Source organism: Streptomyces sp. NPDC006552 (genome assembly GCF_040611655.1).
Classification (GTDB): Bacteria; Actinomycetota; Actinomycetes; order Streptomycetales; family Streptomycetaceae; genus Streptomyces.
Genome location: NZ_JBEXOS010000026.1, coordinates 20,790 through 36,704, shown reverse-complemented (window position 1 = coordinate 36,704; position 15,915 = coordinate 20,790). Strand labels below are relative to the sequence as shown.

11 protein-coding genes are annotated in these 15,915 nt (G+C 72.7%); 4 read left to right on the top strand and 7 right to left on the bottom strand.

Annotated features, from left to right (window positions below; all coding sequences use genetic code 11):
• The first annotated feature begins 37 nt into the window (after window positions 1–37).
• The 3 genes from ABZY33_RS17140 to ABZY33_RS17130 all read left to right on the top strand — a co-directional run bounded on the left by ABZY33_RS17140 (window position 38) and on the right by ABZY33_RS17130 (window position 4,150).
• The gene (locus ABZY33_RS17140) at window positions 38–463 is read left to right on the top strand and encodes a hypothetical protein (protein ID WP_356492392.1); all 426 of its coding nucleotides are present in this window, start codon (window positions 38–40) and stop codon (window positions 461–463) included.
• A 112-nt stretch (window positions 464–575) separates the two neighbouring features.
• Window positions 576–2,687 carry an alkaline phosphatase family protein gene (locus ABZY33_RS17135; RefSeq protein WP_356492391.1) on the top strand — a complete coding sequence of 704 codons (2,112 nt, stop codon included), beginning with the start codon at window positions 576–578 and terminating at the stop codon, window positions 2,685–2,687.
• An 89-nt stretch (window positions 2,688–2,776) separates the two neighbouring features.
• Entirely contained in the window at window positions 2,777–4,150 is a 1,374-nt protein-coding gene (locus ABZY33_RS17130; protein ID WP_356492390.1) for an amino acid permease, read from the top strand.
• A gap of 23 nt (window positions 4,151–4,173) precedes the next feature.
• Here the strand turns inward: ABZY33_RS17130 and ABZY33_RS17125 are convergent, their stop codons facing one another.
• Both ABZY33_RS17125 and ABZY33_RS17120 read right to left on the bottom strand, forming a co-directional pair.
• Window positions 4,174–6,876 carry a VWA domain-containing protein gene (locus tag ABZY33_RS17125; protein ID WP_356492389.1) on the bottom strand — a complete coding sequence of 901 codons (2,703 nt, stop codon included), beginning with the start codon at window positions 6,874–6,876 and terminating at the stop codon, window positions 4,174–4,176.
• Entirely contained in the window at window positions 6,866–7,633 is a 768-nt protein-coding gene (locus ABZY33_RS17120) for a hypothetical protein (protein ID WP_356492388.1), read from the bottom strand. The genes ABZY33_RS17125 and ABZY33_RS17120 overlap by 11 nt, the downstream gene beginning before the upstream one ends.
• 143 nt (window positions 7,634–7,776) lie before the next feature.
• Here ABZY33_RS17120 and ABZY33_RS17115 point away from each other — a divergent pair, with 143 nt between their 5' ends.
• The gene (locus ABZY33_RS17115) at window positions 7,777–8,202 is read left to right on the top strand and encodes an OsmC family protein (protein WP_356492387.1); all 426 of its coding nucleotides are present in this window, start codon (window positions 7,777–7,779) and stop codon (window positions 8,200–8,202) included.
• Window positions 8,203–8,303: 101 nt separating this feature from the next.
• Here the strand turns inward: ABZY33_RS17115 and ABZY33_RS17110 are convergent, their stop codons facing one another.
• The 5 genes from ABZY33_RS17110 to ABZY33_RS17090 are packed head-to-tail and all read right to left on the bottom strand — an operon-like array spanning window position 8,304 to window position 15,851.
• Window positions 8,304–9,179: a helix-turn-helix transcriptional regulator gene (locus ABZY33_RS17110; RefSeq protein ID WP_356492386.1), complete on the bottom strand. Its 876-nt coding sequence runs from the start codon at window positions 9,177–9,179 to the stop codon at window positions 8,304–8,306.
• Between the two features lie 39 nt (window positions 9,180–9,218).
• Window positions 9,219–9,941 (bottom strand): respiratory nitrate reductase subunit gamma, encoded by a 723-nt coding sequence (gene narI / locus ABZY33_RS17105; RefSeq protein WP_356492385.1) that lies wholly within the window; start codon window positions 9,939–9,941, stop codon window positions 9,219–9,221.
• Window positions 9,938–10,546, bottom strand: a complete 609-nt coding sequence (narJ, locus tag ABZY33_RS17100) for a nitrate reductase molybdenum cofactor assembly chaperone (RefSeq protein WP_356492384.1) — start codon at window positions 10,544–10,546, stop codon at window positions 9,938–9,940. The genes narI and narJ overlap by 4 nt, the downstream gene beginning before the upstream one ends.
• On the bottom strand, window positions 10,543–12,159 hold the full coding sequence (gene narH, locus ABZY33_RS17095) for a nitrate reductase subunit beta (protein ID WP_356492383.1): 1,617 nt from the start codon (window positions 12,157–12,159) through the stop codon (window positions 10,543–10,545). Before narH ends, narJ begins: the two co-directional genes overlap by 4 nt.
• Window positions 12,159–15,851, bottom strand: a complete 3,693-nt coding sequence (locus tag ABZY33_RS17090) for a nitrate reductase subunit alpha (RefSeq protein ID WP_356492382.1) — start codon at window positions 15,849–15,851, stop codon at window positions 12,159–12,161. The genes narH and ABZY33_RS17090 overlap by 1 nt, the downstream gene beginning before the upstream one ends.
• Window positions 15,852–15,915 lie beyond the last annotated feature (64 nt).

Here is a 15,915-nt window from a genome sequence, read left to right as displayed (position 1 = left end):
TAGGGTCGACGCGGAAAGCTGAGGTGAGGGGGACACCGTGGGTGCACCGGGCGGGGGCGGCGAGGCCGTGCGGGTGGCGGCGATCGCCAGCCTCACACCGCTGGAGGAGCTGGACGCGGACCCGTTCCTGGTCGACTCCCGCAGCCAGCACGCGATGTGCGCCCGCTGGGCCGCCGAGCGCGGCTATGTGATCACCCGCGAACTGCTCGTGCACGGCGTGCGCCCCGACCACGAGATCCTGTGGGCGGGCGTCGACGCGGGCCTGGTCGACGTCTTCGTCGCCCCCAGCGACCGCGTCCTGCGGGCCGCGCTCCGCTCGGTCGACGCGTTCGCCGCGGAGTGCGCGCGGCGCGGGGTCCGCCTGGAGACGGCGGGGCTCGCGGAGCCGGCGTACGACACGGAGATGAAGGCCCGCGTGCACCGCCGCCTGTCGATGCCGACGGCCGGGTACGACGGCTGCTGACCCCCGCCCCCGCCCGGCGCCGCGGGGGCCGTCCGGCGCCCTCCAAACCGTATGAAACCCTGGCCCGACGACACGCAGCGCACAGCGGTACAGGGGCGAGGGGAGCCGGGACGTGGCCACAGGCCGGTGGAGACGGGCGGCGAGCACGGCATGGCGCTCGCTCACGGTCTGGGCCGCGAGCACCCTGACCATGCTGATCCTGGCGGGGCTGCTGCCGGACTTCCAGCTCCAGTCCGACAGCGGCGACAGCGGCACCCGCGTCGCCACCACCGCCGCCCTCGGCGCCGGCGCCTTCGCGCTCCTGTCGGCACTGGTCTGGCCCCTGCTGGTGCGCGCCCTGCTGCTCGTCCCGGCCCTCGTCCTCGGCCTCGGCGTCTTCTTCCTCAACGGCGCGCTGCTGCTGTTCGCCCTCCACCTCGTCCCGGACGGCCGCGGCGAGGTGAGCCCGGAGACCGCCGTCGTCGTCGCCGCGGTGATGTCGGCGGTCGCCTCGGCGACCGGCGGCTCGCTCGCCGTCCGCGACGACGACGCCTACCGGCGGCGCCTGTACCGGCTGGCCGACCGGCGCAGCCGCAGGGCCGGGCGCGTCCTGCCCGACGCCGGACCGCCCGCCCCCGGCACCGTCTTCATCCAGCTCGACGGCGTCGGCCACGAGATCCTGCTGCGCGCCGCCCGCGACGGCACGATGCCCACCGTCCAGGGCTGGCTGCGCGACGGCGTCCACCGCCTCACCCCGTGGCGCACCGACTGGTCGAGCCAGACCGGCGCGAGCCAGCTCGGCATCCTGCACGGCTCCAACCACGACGTCCCCGCGTTCCGCTGGTACGAGAAGGACACCGGCGAGATCCAGGTCTCCAACCGGCCCACCAGCGCCGCCGAACTCCAGCGCCGCGCCATCGAGCACACCGGCGACGGCGGTCTGCTCACCGTCGACGGCGCGAGCCGCGGCAACCTCTTCAGCGGCGGCGCCGAAGAGGTCGCGCTCGTGCTGTCCGTGGCGGCCCGGCGCGGCAAGGAGAACCGCTCGCGCGCGGGTTACTTCGCCTACTTCTGCGACCCGGCCAACGCGGTGCGCACCGCCTTGTCCTTCGGCGCCGAGGTCGCCCGCGAGATCGGCCAGTCCACCCGCGCCCGGCTGCGCCGCCGGCGCCCGCGCGTCGGGCGCGGCGGCCTCTACCCCTTCATCCGCGCCTTCGCGACCGTCGTCGAGCGGGACGTCGTGGTCGCCGCCGTCATCGGCGACCTGCTGGCCGGCCGCAGCGCCGTCTACGCCGACCTCGTCGCCTACGACGAGGTCGCCCACCACTCGGGCCCCTTCGGCCGCGACGCCGAGCAGGTCCTCGCCCGGCTTGACCGCTCGCTCGCGCTGATCGAGAAGGTCGCCGAGCACGCGCCGCGCCGCTACCGCATCGTCGTCCTGTCCGACCACGGCCAGAGCCCCGGCGAGACCTTCCAGGCCCGCTACGGACTGACCCTCCAGGACCTGGTGCGGGCCGGCTGCGGACTGCCCGTGCCGCGCAAGGCGCGCCGCACCCACAGCGGCGCCGAGGCCCGCTCCGCGGTCCGGGCCGCGCTGCGCCGCCCGGTGGAGGAGCCCGCGGGCCGGGGCCGCCACCACGAACCCGTCGTGCTCGCCTCCGGCAACCTCGGCCTCGTCTCCTTCCCCGACGTGCGCCACCGCATGAGCAAGGAGGAGATCGACGCTCGCCACCCCGCGCTGCTGGCGACCCTCGCCAACCACCCGGGCATCGGCTTCCTCCTCGTACGCAGCGAGGAGCACGGCGCGGTCGTGCTCGGGGCGCGCGGCGCCGAGGTCGCGCTCGCCGACCTCGCCGACGGACACGGACCGCTCGCCGACTTCGGCCCGGGTGCCGCCGACGCCGTGCGCCGCACCGACTCCTTCCCGCACACCGCCGACATCATGGTCAACTCCTGGTACGACCCCGTCGACGGCGAGGTCCTCGCCTTCGAGGAGCAGATCGGCTCGCACGGCGGGCTCGGCGGCGCCCAGGGCCGCCCCTTCCTCCTCTCGCCGGTGGTCCTGCCCCCTCCCACGCCGGACGGCGGCGAGCTGGTCGGCGCCGAACAGGTCCACCACGTCCTGCGCCGCTGGCTGCGCGACGGCGACGGCCCGCAGGTCCCGCTGGAGAATTCGCTCCGGCAGCCCCCGGCCGTCGCATCATTTGCGGCCGCGCCCCCGAGAGCACCGGACGAATCGGTCTGATTTGGCGAGGCGCCCCGCGCCGCCCGACCATGGAGCGCCGCCCGGCGATCCCGTGACGGCGTCAGCACGACCGAGAGGCGCACCACCCCATGCACGACACCGGACCCGCGGCACAGACGGCTCCGGCCGGGGACGAGGACCAGCACAGCAGGCACGCCCGCCGGTTCGGCCTCCCCGTCGCCACCGCCCTCGTCATGGGCAACATCATCGGCGGCGGCATCTTCCTGCTCCCCGCCTCCGTGGCCCCGTACGGCACGGTCAGCCTCGTCGCCTTCGGCGTCCTGACCCTCGGCGCCATCGCGCTCGCCCTGGTCTTCGGCCGGCTCGCCCACCGCCATCCGCGGACCGGCGGCCCCTATGTCTACGCCCGCGAGGCCTTCGGCGACTTCGCCGGCTTCCTGGCGGCCTGGTCGTACTGGATCACCACCTGGGTCTCGAACGCGGCGCTCGCCGTCGCCGCCGTCGGCTACCTCGATGTCCTGCTGCCGCTGCGCGGCTCCACGTTCTGGACCATCGTCGCCGCCCTGAGCTGCCAGTGGCTGCCCGCCCTCGCCAACCTCGCCGGAACCCGCTACGTCGGCGCCGTCCAACTGGTCTCCACCGTGCTGAAGTTCGCGCCGCTGCTGCTCGTCGCCGTCGGCGGCCTGTTCTTCTTCGACGCGGGCAACCTCGGCCCCTTCCGCGCCACCGGCGACTCCGCGCTCGGCGCCGTCTCCGCGTCCGCCGCGATCCTGCTCTTCAGCTACCTGGGCGTCGAGTCCGCGTCGGTCAGCGCGGGCGAGGTCCGCGACCCGCAGCGCAACGTCGGCCGTGCGACCGTCCTCGGCACCGGGCTCGCCGCCCTGCTCTACCTGCTGGGCACGGTCTCGGTCTTCGGCACGGTCGCGCACGAGAAACTGGTCGACTCCACCGCGCCCTTCACCGACGCCGTCAACGCGATGTTCGGCGGCACCTGGGGCGGCACCGCCGTCGCCGTCGCCGCCCTCGTCTCCATGGTCGGCGCGCTCAACGGCTGGACGCTGCTCAGCGCCCAGACGCCGTACGCGGCGGCCCGGGACGGCCTCTTCCCGCCCGCGTTCGGGCGCAAGCGGCGCGGCATCCCCACCGTCGGCGTCCTCGTCGCCGTCACCCTCGCGTCCCTGCTGACCGTCTACAACTACACCGCGGGATCGAGCGGGGTCTTCGAGACGCTCGTGCTGGTCACCACCTTCACCGCGACCGTCCCCTACCTGCTGGCCACCGCCGCCCAGATCTACTTCCTGCTCTCCGGGCAGGGGCACCGGGTGCGGCGCTCGCGGCTGGCGCGGGACATGGTGCTCGCCGTCGCCGCGTTCGGCTTCTCCATGTGGCTGGTCGGCGGCGCCGGCTACGCGGCCGTCTACCAAGGCGTGCTCTTCCTCTTCGCGGGCGTCCTCGTCTACGCGTGGATGGCGGCCCGCAAGAAGCGGACCGCCACCCCCTGACGGGCTGACGGGCGGCCGCGAGGTCAGGCCCGCCAGGCCGCGCCCGACCTGACCCGGCCGAACTCGCTGATCGCGACCATGGCGGGGGCGAGACCCGCACCGCCGCGCGGCGGATCGCTGTACGAGCGGACGGTGTCCAGCGCGCCGGCGAGCGTCGCCAGCTTGCTCAGGGTGATCTGGTCGTCGACGAACTCCCTGGCGGGCAGGTGCAGATGGGCGCTCTTGAGGATCTGGATGTGCTCGGACAGCCGCTTGCGGGCCGTGTCCCGGTCCCGCTCGTACAGGTCGTCCAGGGCGGAGAAGGTGACCTCGCTGGTCCACAGGCCGACCGCGTGCACCTGCACCGTCTCCGCGGCGAGGGTGAAGCCGTCGGACAGGTCGATGTCCCTGCGCAGCCCCTCGCGCGCGACGGTGTCCACGAACTGCACGGTGGCGCTGCCCACGCCGGGCAGGCCGCGCCCCGGCGGCACGGCGATCTCCAGGACGATCCAGTACGTCTCGCCGAAGGCCAGATCGGGCGCGAAGATCCTGATGCCGTGCTCGTCGGTGATGATGTCGGGCAGGGCCTCGGCGCCGTAGGCCGCCCGCGCCGACGCGGCCGCGAGCTCCGCGTCGCGCAGCACCGCCTGCCGGGCCCGCGGGTCGCTCACCAGGTCGTGCCCGTACAGGTGCCGGATCTCGACGTCCGCGGCGATGTCGAGGCGCAGTTGGATGTCGATGGCGGCCAGGTGGTCCCGCCGGTTCAGATCGGCGAGGAGGTCGGTGCCGATCTGCTCGGGCCGGGTCACGAAGGTCGAGTGGCCGCCGCTCAGCCCGGCCAGCGCCGCCAGTTCGGGCATCCGGGCATCGGAGCCGAAGCCGAAACAGGAGAGCGTCACGTCACCGCGCAGCTCGGCCGCGATCCTCGTACGGATCTCGACCCAGTCCGTGAGGCCGGACGTCGGGTCGCCGTCCGAGAAGAGGTACAGGCAGTCGACCGTGGCGCCGCCGCCGGAGCGGCGGCGCAGTTCGGAGAGGCCGTACTGCACGCCGAGGTGGATGTCGGTGCCGCCGCTCGCGGTCAGCCCGGAGACCACCTCGGCGAACCGCTCGGGCGGCAGCTCCCGCTTCGGGACGGCGGCGAGCGGGGTGCGCACGTGCGTGTCGAAGGTGATGATCCCCAGGCAGTCGGCCGGGCGGAGCCGGTCGTAGAGGCCCTGGAGCGCCTGCCGGACGGTGTCGAGCTTCTCGCCCCGCATGGAGTAACTGGTGTCCACGACGAAGACGAAGTTGACCGGCAGCGGCTCCTCGCGGGGCGTGCCCGCGGGCGGGGCGTCGCCCGCCCTCAGGGTGAGTTCCAGCAGATGCGTGGTGGCCTCGTCGGCCTTGAAGGCGCTCGGCACGGCCGTGAGCCCGTGACTGACCGCGACCGCCTCCCCCGGGCCGGGGCCGGGCACCTGGTCGGTGCGCGCGGCGACGAAGTCGTCGAACCGGATCTGCTCCTGGCCGATGATCACACCCTGCTCGATGAGGTCCCGGACACCGAGCACGGAGCGGGTCCCGAAGGCGTTGTTGCGCCGGATGAACAGGCCGTCGTGGGGGAGGGGGCCGCTGCGGCGCGGGACAGGGACGGGCGGGTACGGCGGCCCGGACCGGGAGAGACGGGCGGACGGCGGGAAGCCCGCGACGCTCGCCGCGTGGTCCGACTCCGCGCCCACGACCCGGTCCGACACGAGCCTGGCGGCGCGGTCGTCGTCCCCCCGCCGGGCGGCGAACAGCTCCTGCTCGATCTCGGCCCGACGGGCCTCCGGGGTCACCTCCGCCCGCCGGCGCACCGTCTTCCGGGACAGGAAGACGCCGGGCTCCGGACCCTGCTCGGCCGCAGGCTCCGGAGCCTGCTCGGCTGCCGCGTCGTCCTGCCGGGCGCGTGCCGCGGGCAGCTCGTCCTCCTCCAGCCTGATCCGCCGACGGGACCGTTCCCACTCCTGCTCCCCGGGCGGCTCCCAGCCCCGTTTGCGGTCCGGGGCGGCCGTCCGCACCGGCCGGATCTCGTGCCCCGCCCGCAGCCACCGCATCACCAGGCCGTCGGCGGAGGCGGGGTCGGGCGGCGCCGCCTCCGGGTGGACGATGACCGTCGTCGCGTGCGCGCCGGCGCTGAGGCGAAGGGCGCCCAGGGCCCACTGCGTGGGCGTCGCGAGCACGGGACCGCTGCGCAGCCCGAGGCGGTCGGCGCAGGCGCGGCACTCGGCCACGCGCGGGGAGTCCTCGGGCTGCTCCGCGGCGGCCGTGGGGAAGTCGACGACCAACAGGGCCGGGAGAGCTTGCGCTCCGCCGGTGTGCGGTGGTGCGGGGGGCCCGCTCGGGGATCCGGCACCGCAGGGCCGCAGCACGGCGCCCCGGCGCAACAGCCCCCACAGCGCCCGCCCCGGCGCGGGCCACACGTCGTGGTGGCGGGTGCCCGGGTGGACCAGCAGCACCGCGCCCGGATGGGCCGCGAGCTGGGCGTCGGCCTCCGCGACGGTCCCGGCCACCGGCTCCACCGCGGTGAGTCCGTCGGCGGCCGCCTGCCGCAGCGCCTCTTCGGCCGGCGGGCGCATCGCGCCACCGCCCGGGCCCTGCGGGCCGCGCCCGCCACCCGGGCTCTCCAGAGCGTCCGGTTCGCGCGCCGGATCGAGCGGTCCCACGTACACGACGGCGGGCCGCCGCTCGCCCGGGACGGACTCGCCCGGCAGGTACTCACTCGGCATGCGCTCGCTCCGTACTCGGGGTCGGCAGCGGGCACCGGGCCTCCAGCCGCGTGCGGGTGCGCACCCCGCCGCCGAACATTCCCTCGGCCCGCAACCGCCGCAGCCAGGTGTCGAGTTCGGCGCTCAGGCCGGTGGCGGAGGCGGCCAGGCGCTCGGCCTCCGTGCACCGCGCGGGATCGTTGGCCAGCAACAGCAGCTCCGTCTTGAGGGCGATGCCGTAGGGGTCGCGCGGCTCCAGCTTCAGCGCCTCGTCCACGTACCCCGACGCGACGTCGACGTTCGAGCGGACCAGGGCGATGCGGGCCTTCCAGTACCAGAACTCCGCCGCGTCGCGGTCGCTGCGCGAGACCTCCAGGGCGCGCTCGGCCTCGTCCGGCTCGTCGCGCTCGACATGGCGGCGGACCGCGGTGAGGGACCGGTCGGCGGCGCCGGCGCGGGCCGGGCGCCGGCCCATCGCCACCCGGGCCCCGACGAGCAGGATCGCGAGGAGGAAGAGGAGCAGCATGGCCACGAGGACCAGGAACTGCACCACGCCCTTGCTCTCGGCGAGGGTGGCGAAGACGCCGAGCACGGCGACGACGAACGCCAGCACGACGACCGCACCGAACAGCGCGGTGGCCTGCGCGGCGGTGAGGGCGCGGAACATGCGGTTGCGGATGATGTCGCGCATCAGGTCGCGGTAGAGCAGGTACAGCACGCCCAGCGCGACTCCGCCAAATCCGGCTATTCCCCCGAGGACTTGGAAGAGTTCCAGCATGGAAGGACTGTAGGGCTTCCGCCGTCGCCGGAGAGGGGATTCACCGATCTTTCGTGTCCTCGTACTGCTCGTCGCAGCGGTGCGGGCGGGCCGAGTGTGATCGGATGGTGTCCCCGCTCGATCGGCAACGGAAAGGGATCATCATGGCAACCACGCGCTCCGCGCACACGGTGTGGGAAGGCAACCTGCTGGAGGGCAACGGTGTCGTCACCTTCGACTCCTCCGGCATCGGCGAGCAGCCGGTGTCGTGGCCCTCGCGCGCCGAGCAGGCGAACGGCAAGACCAGCCCCGAGGAGCTGATCGCGGCCGCGCACTCGTCCTGCTTCTCGATGGCGCTCTCGCACGGCCTGGCCGGCGCGGGCACGCCGCCCACCAAGCTGGTCACCTCGGCGGACGTGACGTTCCAGCCCGGCGAGGGCATCAAGGGCATCCACCTCACCGTCGAGGGCACCGTGCCCGGCCTCGACGAGGAGGGCTTCACCGCGGCCGCCGAGGACGCCAAGAAGAACTGCCCGGTCAGCCAGGCGCTCACCGGCACGACGATCACGCTGACCGCCAAGCTCGCCTGACGAGGCGCCTCGTCCCCGTGCCACGGGCCCGCCCAGGATCCGCGCCGGACACCCGGAGGAGCCGGGGATCCGCGACGGCTCGGGCGGGCCCGTCCGAGCCGTCAGCCGCCGGAGGCGGCCAGGCGGTCGCGCCACTCCCGGATGAGTTCCACGGTCCGCTCCGCGCTCGCCGCCTGGGCCACCAGATGGTCCAGGACCTCCAGGTGCGTGCCGACCTCGTCGCGCGAGTCGAGGTAGAGGGCACCGGTGACGTACTCGCTGTACACCATGTCCGGCAGCTCCCGCACAGGGAAGCGGAACAGGGTGAAGGGGCCGAAGGTGCCCGGGTGCGGCCCGCTCGCGAACTCGGCTATCTGGAGCGTCACCTGGGGGAGCCGGACCACTTCCAGGAGGCGGTCCAGCTGCCCGCGCAGCACGTCGGGGCCGCCGGGCGGGCGCAGCAGCACCGTCTCGTCCATCACGACCCACAGGTGCGGGGCGTCCTCACGGGTGAGCAGCGACTGCCGGGCCATCCGCAGCGACACGTGCCGGTCGATGTCCTCGGGGGTCGAGCGACCCACCGTGCCCGCGTCGAAGACGGCCCGTGCGTACTCCTCGGTCTGCAACAGGCCCGGCACGAAGTGCGGTTCGTAGGCGCGGATCATCTCCGCCGCGCCCTCCAGGCTCACGTAGAGGCTGAACCAGTCCGGCAGCACGTCGTGGAACCGCTGCCACCAGCCGGGGAGGTTCGCCTCCTCGGCGAGCGCGACGAACGCCTCGATCTCCCGCTCGGGGACCTCGTACAGCTCCAGGAGCATCTGGACGTAGGGGATCTTCAGCGCGACCTCGGCCGTCTCCATCCTGCGGATGGTCGCCCCGGTCACCCGCAGGGCGCGGGCGGCCTCGTCCCTCTTGAGCCCCGCGGCCTCCCGCAGATCGCGCAGGCGCCGGCCGAGGACCACCTGGCCCACGGTGGGAGCGGGCCGTCTTTCACTCACGTCACGTCTCCCCACGTGCCGCGCCGCGGCACGCCGCGGCTAGGAGCCGGTGCGCTCCCACCCCCTGCGCTCCGGCCGCGAGGCCAGCTGCCGCGGATCGCGGCTGCGATAGACCACGTACGGACGGAACAGGTACTGCACCGGCGCGCTGAACATGTGCACGAGCCGGGTGAACGGTACCAGCGCGATCAGTGACATGCCCACTACCGCATGGATCTGGTACAGCAGGGGCACCCCCTCCATCCGCGCGGTGTCCGGGCTGAGCGTGAAGAGGCTGCGCGCCCAAGGGCCGATGGACTCCCGGTAGTTGTAGCCGTCGCCCGTGGAGTGCGCCAGCTTGGCCACCATGCCGAGCAGGAGGGAGCCGAGCAGCACCACGTACATGAGCTTGTCGTTGCGGGTCGTCGCGCGGAAGACGGGCGCCTTCGTGCGCCGCCGGTACACCAGCAGCGCGATGCCGCAGACGGCGAGGACGCCGGCGAGCGTGCCGCCGTACAGCGAGAAGAGGTGGTACGTGTGCTCGCTGACGTGGGCCTTCTCCGTCCACGACATCGGGATGAAGATGCCGATGAGGTGGCCCACGAGGACGAAGAGGATGCCGTAGTGGAAGACCGGCGAGGCGATGTTCAGCAGCTTCGACTCGTAGATCTGCGAGGAGCGCGTCGTCCAGCCGAACTTGTCGTAGCGAAAGCGCCAGATCGTGCCCGCGATCAGCAGCACGAAGGCGATGTAGGGCAGTGCGCCCCAGATCAGCGTGGTCACCGGGTCTGCTCCTTCACGAACAGCGGGAGAGGGTCGCGCAGACCGAGGTCGCCGAAGGGCTCCAGGCCGACCTCTTCGCGCGGCGGGCCCGAGCGGGCCAGCGCCAGCGCCTCGGCGCGGTCCCTGGGCGTGGGGCCCGGCAGCGAGGCGCAGACGGCGGTGAGAACACTCGCGTACGGCGTGCCGTGCTCGGTGAGGGCCAGGCGCAGCAGTTCCAGGCCGCTGCGGTGCTCCTCCAGGAGGGCCGGCCCCGCCTGCGCGGAGAACTCCAGGACCGCGGGGAGGAAGTCGGGGAGCTCCTCGCCGGTGAACTCCATGCCGTGCTCCCGGTAGATCTCTTTCATGCGCACCAGCGACATGCCGCGCCGCCGGGTGTCCCCGTCCCGCCACCACGTCAGGTACAGGCTGTGGCGGTTCTTGAAGTCGAAGACCTGGACGTAGTGCGCCGCCAGCTCCGCGAGCGGCGTGGCCTCGGCGTGGTCGACGAACGGCGTCAACTGCGGCGCGGCGGCCCGCACTAGCGGCAGCCGCTCGTACAGCTCCTCGTCGGGGTAGGTGAGGCAGAGCGCCGCCGCCTGGTGGAGGAGGGCATGGGAGCCGGTCACGGGCTCTCCTTCGGGTCGTCGGCGGTCTGGCGGCGCTTGGTGAGGTGGAAGGTCTCCACGGAGACGACCGGCAGCAGCTTGCGCCCGCCGGCCATGGTGTTGCCGGAGTCGCCGCCGAAGGGGCCCTCGCCGCCCATGCCGGGCCCGTCCGCGTGGTCGAGGCTGCACGAGTCCGGCACCGCCGTCTCCTCCAGGCGCCGGGCGTCGCCCAGCGCCGCGGTCGGGATCACGTACCGGTCCTCGTACTTGGCGATGGCGAGCAGCCGGTACATCTCCTCGATCTCCTCGGCGGCCATGCCGACCGACGCGGCGATCGAGGCGTCGGGCGCGTCACCGAGGTTGAGGGCCCGCATGTGCGAGCGCATCGCCGCCAGCTTCTCCAGGGAGGAGCGCACGGGCGCCACGTCGCCCGCGGTGAAGATCTCCGCGAGGTACTCCAGCGGGATGCGCAGGGTGTCGATCGCGCCGAACAGGTTGGCGTGGTCCTCGCCGTCGTGGCCGGTCTCGCTGAGCGCGTCGACGACCGGGGAGAGCGGCGGGATGTACCAGACCATCGGCATGGTCCGGTACTCCGGGTGGAGCGGGAGCGCCACCTTGTACTTGCTGATCAGCGCGTGCACCGGGGAGCGCCGGGCCGCCTCCATCCAGTCGTAGGGGATGTCGGCCTCCTCCGCGGCCCGCTGCACGGCCGGGTCGTGCGGGTCGAGGAAGACCCCGAGCTGGGCCTCGTACAGGGCGGTGTCGTCCCGGGTCTGCGCCGCCGCCGTCACCTTGTCGGCGTCGTAGAGGATGACGCCGAGGTAGCGCAGGCGCCCCACGCACGTCTCCGAGCAGACCGTCGGCAGCCCCACCTCGATCCGCGGGTAGCACAGCGTGCACTTCTCGGCCTTGCCGGTGCGGTGGTTGAAGTAGACCTTCTTGTACGGGCATCCCGTCACGCACATCCGCCAGCCGCGGCACTGGTCCTGGTCGACCAGGACGATGCCGTCCTCCGCGCGCTTGTACATCGCGCCGGACGGGCAGGACGCCACGCACGAGGGGTTCAGGCAGTGTTCGCAGATGCGCGGCAGGTAGAACATGAAGGTCTGCTCGAAGGCGAACTTCACTTTGTCCGCCGCCTGTTGGCGGGTCTTCTCCACCATCGGGTCGAGGTCGCCGTACTGCGTGGCGCCGCCGAGGTTGTCGTCCCAGTTCGAGGACCACTCGATCTTCATCGGCTTGCCGGAGATCTGCGAGCGCGGCTCCGCCACCGGGTAGTCGTCGCCGAGCGGCGCCTCGGTCAGGTTCTTGTAGTCGTACGTCCAGGGCTCGTAGTAGTCCTTGATCTCGGGCAGCTTGGGGTTGGAGAAGATGCCCGCGAGTTTCTTGAAGCGGCCGCCGTTCTTGAGCTTGAGGGCGCCCCGTTTGTTCAGCTCCCAGCCGCCGCGCCACTTCTCCTGGTCCTCGTAGCGGCGCGGGTAGCCCTGTCCGGGGCGGGTCTCGACGTTGTTGAACCAGACGTACTCCATGCCGCCGCGGTTGGTCCACGCCTGCTTGCAGGTGACCGAGCAGGTGTGGCAGCCGATGCACTTGTCCAGGTTCATCACCATCGCGATCTGAGCCATGATGCGCATCAGTACTCCACCTTCTGCGAGCGGCGCCGGATGACGGTGACTTCGTCGCGCTGGTTGCCCGTCGGGCCGAGGTAGTTGAAGGCCCAGCTCAACTGGGCGTAGCCGCCGATGAGATGGGACGGCTTGAGGATGAGCCGGGTGAGCGAGTTGTGGATGCCGCCGCGCCGGCCGGTGGTCTCGGCCTTGGGGACGTTGACGGTGCGTTCCTGCGCGTGGTGCATGTAGACCGTGCCGGCCGGCATCCGGTGCGAGACGATCGCGCGGGCGACCACGACGCCGTTGCGGTTGACCGCCTCGATCCAGTCGTTGTCCTTCACCCCGATGGCATCCGCGTCCTGCGGCGCCATCCAGATCGACTGGCCGCCGCGGGAGAGCGCCAGCATGAACAGGTTGTCCTGGTACTCGGAGTGGATCGACCACTTGTTGTGCGGGGTGAGGTAGCGGACCGTCACCTCGTGCTCGCCGTCCGGGCCGAGGACCGGCTCGCCGAACAGCCGGTTCATGTCGAGCGGCGGCCGGTAGACGGGCAGCGCCTCGCCCAGCTCGTGCATCCAGTCGTGGTCGATGAAGAAGTGCTGGCGCCCGGTGAGCGTGTGCCAGGGCTTGGCGTGCTCGGTGTTGAGCGTGAACGCCGTGTACCGGCGGCCCCCCGCCTCGCTGCCCGACCACTCCGGCGAGGTGATCACCGGGACGGGCGCGGCCTGCGTGTCCGCGTAGGTGACCCGCTTGCCCTCGTGCTCGGCGGCGAGGTGTGCCATCTCCTGGCCGGTGCGCGCCTCCAGGGTGTGGAAACCCTGCGTGGCGAGGCGGCCGTTGGTCGTCCCGGACAGGGCCAGGATCGTGTTCGCCGCCTTGACCGCGGTGTCCAGGCTGGGGCGGCCGTCGGCTGGGCCGCCGCGCACGGTCCCGTTGCGCGCGCGCAGCTCCTCGACCTCTTGGTCGGGCCGCAGGGTGATGCCCTTGGCGGGCAGGCCGAGCTTCTCGACCAGCGGGCCCAGCGCGGCGAACTTCGCGCCGATCGCGGTGTAGTCGCGCTCGACGACGACGAGGTTCGGCATCGTCTTGCCCGGCACCGGCTCGCACTCGCCCTTGCGCCAGTCCAGGACGACGCCGCCGGGCTGCGCGACCTCGCCCGGGGTGTCGTGCTGCAACGGCGCCGCCACCAGGTCCTTGTGGACGCCCAGGTGGTCCACGGCCAGCTCGCTGAGCTTCTCCGCGAGCGCCTTGAACGTGTCGAAGTCGGTACGGGCCTGCCACGGCGGGTCCACCGCCGGCGTGAACGAGTGCACGTACGGGTGCATGTCCGTGGAGGACAGGTCGTGCTTCTCGTACCAGGTCGCGGCGGGCAGGACGACGTCGGAGAGCAGCGTCGAGGAGGTCTGCCGGAAGTCGAGCGAGAGCAGCAGGTCGAGCTTGCCCTCGGGCGCCTTGTCCCGCCACGTCACCGTGGAGGGCCGCTCGCCCGGCGCGGCCTCCTCGGCCCGCAGCGAGGAGTGCGTGCCCAGCAGATGCTTGGTGAAGTACTCGGCGCCTTTGGCGGACGAGCCGAGCAGATTGGCCCGCCACAGGGTCAGCACCCGCGGCCAGTTCTCCGGCGCGTCGGGGTCCTCGCAGGCGAACTTGAGGGTGCCCGCCTTGAGTTCGGCCACCGTGTCGTTGACCGGGTCCGCGGTGGCGCCGAGCTCCAGCGGGCTGCGGTCGAACGTCGGGTAGGACGGCATCCACCCCGAACGCGCCGACAGCGCCAGGCAGTCCGCGCCCGTCATCCCCGCGAAGGCACCCTTGCCGAGCGGGGAGGCCAGCACGTCGGCGCCGAACTTGTCGTAGCGCCACTGGTCGGTGTTGGTGAACCAGTACGCCGCGCCGATCATCTGCCGCGGCGGCCGCGACCAGTCGTTGGCGGAGGCGAGCGAGGCCCAGCCGGTCACCGGGCGGCACTTCTCCTGGCCCACGTAGTGCGCCCAGCCGCCGCCGTTCCTGCCCTGGCAGCCGGTGAGCTGGAGCAGCGACAGGAAGCTGCGGTAGATGGTCTCGGAGTGGAACCAGTGGTTGGTGCCGGCGCCCATCAGGATCATGCAGCGGCCCCGCGACTTCTCGGCAGTGTCCGCGAACTCCCGCGCGATCTTCACGCACTTGGCGGCCGGTACGGAGGTGTGCAGCTCCTGCCAGGCGGGCGTCCCGGGTGCGTCCGCGTCGTCGTACGAGGCCGCCCAGTCGCCCGGCAGCCCGTCGCGGCCCACCCCGTACTGGGCGAGCAGCAGGTCGAAGACGGTGGTGACCAGCGGCCCGTCCTGCCCGCCGAGGCGGGTCGCCGGGACCCCGCGCCGGACGATCTCGCCGCGGCCCTGCCCGTGCGTCCCACCGTCGGTGTCGAAGCGGGGCAGCAACACCGGTACCCCGGCCGCCACGTCACTGCCGTGCAGAGACAACTGCGGTTCGATATCGCCCAGTTCCAGATTCCAGCGGCCCTTGCCCGACTCGGTCCAGCGGAAGCCGAGCGAGCCGTTGGGCACCGCGGGCTGCCCGGTCGCCTCGTCGAGGACCGCCGTCTTCCACTCGGCGCCCTCACCGCCCTGCCCGAGGTCCGCGGCGCGCAGGAACTTCGCCGGGACGTACCCGCCGTCCTTCTCCTCCAGCGTCACGAGGAACGGCAGATCCGTGAACTTCTTCACGTACTCCGTGAAGAACGGCGTCTGCCGGTCGACGAAGAACTCCTTGAGGATGACGTGCCCCATGGCGAGGGCGAGCGCGCCGTCCGTGCCGGGGTGCGGGTGCAGCCACTCGTCGGCGAACTTGGCGTTGTCCGCGTAGTCCGGCGCGACCACCACGACCTTCTGCCCGCGATAGCGCGCCTCGGCCATCCAGTGCGCGTCCGGCGTCCGCGTCACCGGCACGTTCGAGCCCCACATCATCAGATACGCGGCGTCCCACCAGTCGCCCGACTCCGGGACGTCCGTCTGGTCGCCGAAGACCTGCGGCGAGGCCACCGGCAGATCCGCGTACCAGTCGTAGAAGGAGAGCATCGGCGCGCCGATCAGCGACATGAACCGGGCGCCGGCCGCGTGCGACACCATCGACATCGCGGGGATCGGCGAGAACCCGGCGACCCGGTCGGGCCCGTACGCCTTGATCGTGTGCACGTGCGCCGCCGCGACGATCTCCACCGCCTCGTCCCAGGTGGCCCGCACCAGGCCGCCCTTGCCGCGGGCCTGCTGGTAGCGGCGCCGCCGCTCGGGGTCGCCCTGGATGTCGGCCCACGCGAGGACCGGATCACCCAGCCGCGCCTTCGCCTCCCGGTACAGCTCAAGGAGCACCCCCCGGATGTAGGGGTAGCGCACGCGGGTGGGGGAGTACGTGTACCAGGAGAAGGCCGCGCCCCGCGGGCAGCCGCGCGGCTCGTACTCCGGCCGGTCGGGGCCCACGCTCGGGTAGTCCGTCTGCTGGGTCTCCCAGGTGATGATGCCGTCCTTGACGTACACCTTCCACCGGCACGAGCCGGTGCAGTTCACGCCGTGCGTCGAGTTCACGACCTTGTCGTGGCTCCACCGGTCCCGGTAGAAGACGTCCCCGTCCCGGCCGCCCTCGATCCGCAGGCTGTGCAGGTCGTCCGAGGCCGTCCCCCGCCGGAAGAACCGGCCGGCCCGCAGCAGCGCGGCGTCCGGCTCGGCCGGGGTGCGCGTCGTGTCCGTCACCGTCTGTGCTCCCTCGCTGTGGCCTCCTTCGCACGCTAGGGGCGCGGGGACGGCGGCACCTGCC

Bases quoted from the DNA above. Each gene is read 5' to 3' on its own strand.
- ABZY33_RS17130 (WP_356492390.1), top strand. From the start codon at position 2,777: ATGCACGACACCGGACCCGCGGCACAGACGGCTCCGGCCGGGGACGAG.
- ABZY33_RS17125 (WP_356492389.1), bottom strand. From the start codon at position 6,876: ATGCCGAGTGAGTACCTGCCGGGCGAGTCCGTCCCGGGCGAGCGGCGG.
- ABZY33_RS17120 (WP_356492388.1), bottom strand. From the start codon at position 7,633: ATGCTGGAACTCTTCCAAGTCCTCGGGGGAATAGCCGGATTTGGCGGA.
- ABZY33_RS17115 (WP_356492387.1), top strand. From the start codon at position 7,777: ATGGCAACCACGCGCTCCGCGCACACGGTGTGGGAAGGCAACCTGCTG.
- narH (WP_356492383.1), bottom strand. From the start codon at position 12,159: ATGCGCATCATGGCTCAGATCGCGATGGTGATGAACCTGGACAAGTGC.